Below are 3,382 nucleotides of genomic sequence, written 5' to 3' on the forward strand. Positions count from 1 at the left end.
ACTCATGAGCGTTCCAGGTGTCGGACCCATCACCGCGCTCGCCTTTCGTGCCACGATCGATCAGCCGGACCGCTTTCGTCGCTCGAGGGATGTCGGCGCGCATCTGGGTCTGACCCCGGCACGTTACCAATCTGGCGAAACGGACATTCAGGGCAAGGTGAGCCGATGCGGTGACGAACTCGCCCGCACGGCCCTCTATGAGGCGGCTCATTCGCTGCTCGTGCTGAGCAAGAAATGGTCGAGCCTCAGAGCGTGGGGCATGAACGTCGCCAAACGGCGCGGTATGGCCCGAGCCCGAGTTGCTGTTGCCCGCAAGCTCGCTGTCATCCTGCATCGCATGTGGAGTGATGCAACAGAATTCCGCTTCGGCAAGGCACCCGGCCGCGTATCGGCATGAAATGGAGATAACGGACCAACGAAGGAGGAATTGATTCCGCCCGAAAGGGCGTGATCCGGATCGTTCCCGTGGGGACGACGGGCAAGGTGATCTCGTTAGCAGGCTTGATCCTGGGCGAACTCTCCCAAGGTCGTTCAACAGATTGAGACGTCTCGCTCTACTGACCCCATCGTGCGGCGGCCTAACGTCGACCGCGAAGAGAAGCGAGTGACCCGCGGGGCGACATGGTCCGGAAAAATATCAGGAGGAGCTTGACCTCAACGACCCCAATCAGAGAAGCCTGCTAGCTAGGGCCACATCACGCACGAAAAGGAACACGTCGGAACCTGCGAGATCTCCTGCCCGGCCGGCGGCGATAGCCGTGTCGGTCCGCATCGGGGAGGCGAGGAGCCGTAGCAGGTGATGAACGGACAGGAGAAGTCTGACTCCGGCATAGTAGCCGTGAAGCCGACGAACAAAGCCGGGCAACCGGCAGCGGATGTCAATGGGCGCCCAAGTTTCCACAGATATGGGCATCCAATTTCCCCTAGCGTGCGGGTGAAGGGATCGGTGATCAGCCGGCGTCAGGATCGGTCGGTTTCAGTCGTGCTGGGCGGCCACGCTTTTTCGGCGATGGCGGCGGATTGATGAGCGCTTTGGAGCGAACATGCTCGGGAACAAGATCAGCGTGCTAGCGCAATCGGTAGCTCGATCCTTCGATCTGCACGACGACGGCATGGTGAAGAAGTCTGTCGAGCAATGCTGTTGCGACAACAGCATCACCAAAAACTTCGCCCCATTCTGCAAAGCCGCGATTGGAGGTGAGTATCATGGCACCCTTCTCGTAACGGGCATTGACGAGCTGGAAGAAGAGATTGCCGCCGCCGGGCACGACCGGGAGATAGCCGATTTCGTCGACGACCAGCAGGGATGCGCGGCATAGATAGCAGATACGCTCGCGCAACTGCCCCTCGCGCTCGGCCTTGGCCAGCGAGGCGATAATGTCGGCGAGCGTGGAGAAGTAGACGCTCTTTGCGGCCTTGACGGCGAGCGCCATCAACGCTTGAGTTGCCGTCTTTACAATTCTTGCTGCAATCGCATAGCCTCTATAGCAAAAACGTTTGACCCCCAACGGCATGCGACATCCAAGTGAGTGTCGCTCCCTGAAGATATCGCAGAATGATTAATCTCGATCGAATCGACTACCGGATACTTGAGGCACTTCAAGCCGATGGCCGTCTTCCCCTAAAGCAACTCGCCAAAATCGTCGGGGTTTCAATTTCTCCCTGCTGGCAGCGAGTGAAAAAACTCGAGAAAGCTGGTATAATTCGGCGCTACACGGCGGAAATAGCCATCGAGAAGCTCCAGACCGTGCAGATAATCTTGGCACACGTAACTCTGTCAAGGAGTAGCCGCGAGACCTATGCCGCCTTCGAGCGCCATGTGCTCACAATTCCACAAGTAATCGAATGCTACGAGGTAACCGGATCGTTTGACTACCACCTCAAATTTGTTGTTGTGAGCATCAAAAACTACAATGAGATACTGGAAACGTTTCTCAGTACTACGTTCGACGTGGAGAAATACGCCACATACGTCGTGACGCGGACGGCGAAGGACCAACGAGCTGTCCTAATAAGCGTCAATTCCAGTATGCGCTATTAGGTGTTAAGTCCCAGAGTGTGATGGCGTAGTGTTGTCGCCGACACAGAGGGAAAGTCCATGGGCCAACTTCTTCATTGCAGCGCCAAGACTACGCACGTTTCGGACGCCGTTCGAGCAGAGCTACAGCGATCGAAAGCTCCAGCCGCCGTGCTCGTGAGGCGCTACGGGATCAACGAAAGGACCGTGAGGAAGTGGCGATCTCGACTGAGCGTCGAGGATGAGCAGATGGGACCGAAAGAGCACAGAAGGGCCGTCCTGTCGGCTCCTGGAGAAAGCGGCCTCGCTCTGAAGGACGTGACCCCGCATCGCTGCCCACAGCGGCATGGTATTTCTCGTCTGCGAAAAGCCGATCAGGAAAAACCAAAGGGATTTAAGGCATACTAGATCGGCTATTTCCATATCGACAATGCCGAACTGCGATACGAAGGTCGCAAGGCCTTGCTGTTTGTTGCTGCTGACCTGCTAACCTGATGTGGTGGACGGCCTCCGCTCCCGGCATCGCAATGTGCCAAAGTGTGGCTGTCGAAAGTCACATGAGGAAGAGCCGTCCATGGAGAAGATTACCACAATTGGTCTGGATATCGCCAAGCATGTATTTCAGGTTCACGGGATCAATGGTGCTGGCGTTGCGCGCCGCAGTGCCCAAGAAGGTAATCGGCGACCTGTTAGGGACATCGCTCAACCGCGGCGACAGCGCCCTACCTCAAACTCGCCACCGAGGATCTGAGGGCCATCGCTCTTGATGTGCCGGGAACGGAGGTGCTGGCATGACCTCCAGTTGGCCCGATCCCGATCGCGCGCGCATTGGCAGCTATGTCGCAAGCGCTGCAGGCCTGGTTACGAGAATTAGCCACCCGCTGGGCAACATCCACGCTCCTGCATCCCACCCGCATCATCGACCGGTTCCTCGATTTCCTCCTGGTAACCGGTGCGATCGATCACAACCCTGTCGAAGCTCTACGTGAGGCATGCCATATAAAGCAGTGCATGCCGATCTGGCGCGCGTTGATATCGCGTAATCCAGAACAGGCTCTTGCCAGTGCGCCAACCCAAACCGTTCGGCAGCGTGCTGGGCGAGGTCATGGCTGAACATGTCGCGATGATGCGGCGCAGGGGATACAAATATACGTCGCAACCCGAGCGGTTCTTGCAGTTCGACCGGTTCCTGCAGTTGAACCCGCAACTGGAAACCGAGTCGCTGAGCGTGATGATCGATCAATGGGCGGCCACGAAGGGCACGCGCAACACCCTGGGCGCGCCATGTCTCAATCTCGAGCGGGAGGTGCGGTCATGAGCAAGGCCAATCCGCTCCCGGAACTGATGCGCGCGTTCTTCTACGAA

3 protein-coding genes and 4 pseudogenes are annotated in these 3,382 nt (G+C 57.6%); 6 read left to right on the top strand and 1 reads right to left on the bottom strand.

Annotation, left to right across the window (positions count from 1 at the left end; all coding sequences use genetic code 11):
- A partial coding sequence (locus EOA28_RS29550; RefSeq protein WP_148670927.1) for a transposase occupies window positions 1-397 on the top strand: 397 nt, incomplete at its 5' end.
- 553 nt (window positions 398-950) lie between these two features.
- On the opposite strand, the pseudogene EOA28_RS29560 reads toward EOA28_RS29550, so the two are convergent.
- Window positions 951-1,424: pseudogene (locus EOA28_RS29560) on the bottom strand (ATP-binding protein); the annotation flags it as partial.
- A 131-nt stretch (window positions 1,425-1,555) separates the two neighbouring features.
- Between EOA28_RS29560 and EOA28_RS29565 the strand changes: the two are divergent.
- The 5 genes and pseudogenes from EOA28_RS29565 (at window position 1,556) to EOA28_RS29585 (ending at window position 3,335) form a co-directional block, all read left to right on the top strand.
- A complete protein-coding gene (locus EOA28_RS29565; RefSeq protein WP_128315569.1) occupies window positions 1,556-2,041 on the top strand; it encodes an Lrp/AsnC family transcriptional regulator in 486 nt (161 codons plus the stop codon).
- A 57-nt stretch (window positions 2,042-2,098) separates the two neighbouring features.
- Window positions 2,099-2,500, top strand: a pseudogene (locus EOA28_RS29570) (IS481 family transposase); the annotation flags it as partial.
- Window positions 2,501-2,591: 91 nt separating this feature from the next.
- Window positions 2,592-2,705, top strand: a pseudogene (locus tag EOA28_RS40520) (IS110 family transposase); the annotation flags it as partial.
- Window positions 2,653-2,812, top strand: a pseudogene (locus EOA28_RS40525) (integrase); the annotation flags it as partial. The pseudogenes EOA28_RS40520 and EOA28_RS40525, both read left to right, overlap by 53 nt.
- A 268-nt stretch (window positions 2,813-3,080) precedes the next feature.
- A complete protein-coding gene (locus EOA28_RS29585; RefSeq protein WP_189342236.1) occupies window positions 3,081-3,335 on the top strand; it encodes a hypothetical protein in 255 nt (84 codons plus the stop codon).
- Window positions 3,336-3,382 lie beyond the last annotated feature (47 nt).

The organism is Mesorhizobium sp. M2A.F.Ca.ET.067.02.1.1 (assembly GCF_004023285.1).
In the GTDB taxonomy this organism is placed as follows: Bacteria; Pseudomonadota; Alphaproteobacteria; order Rhizobiales; family Rhizobiaceae; genus Mesorhizobium.

What these genes read in the sequence shown, in the direction of transcription:
- EOA28_RS29565 (WP_128315569.1), top strand. Translation starts at nt 1,556, where the DNA reads ATGATTAATCTCGATCGAATCGACTACCGGATACTTGAGGCACTTCAA.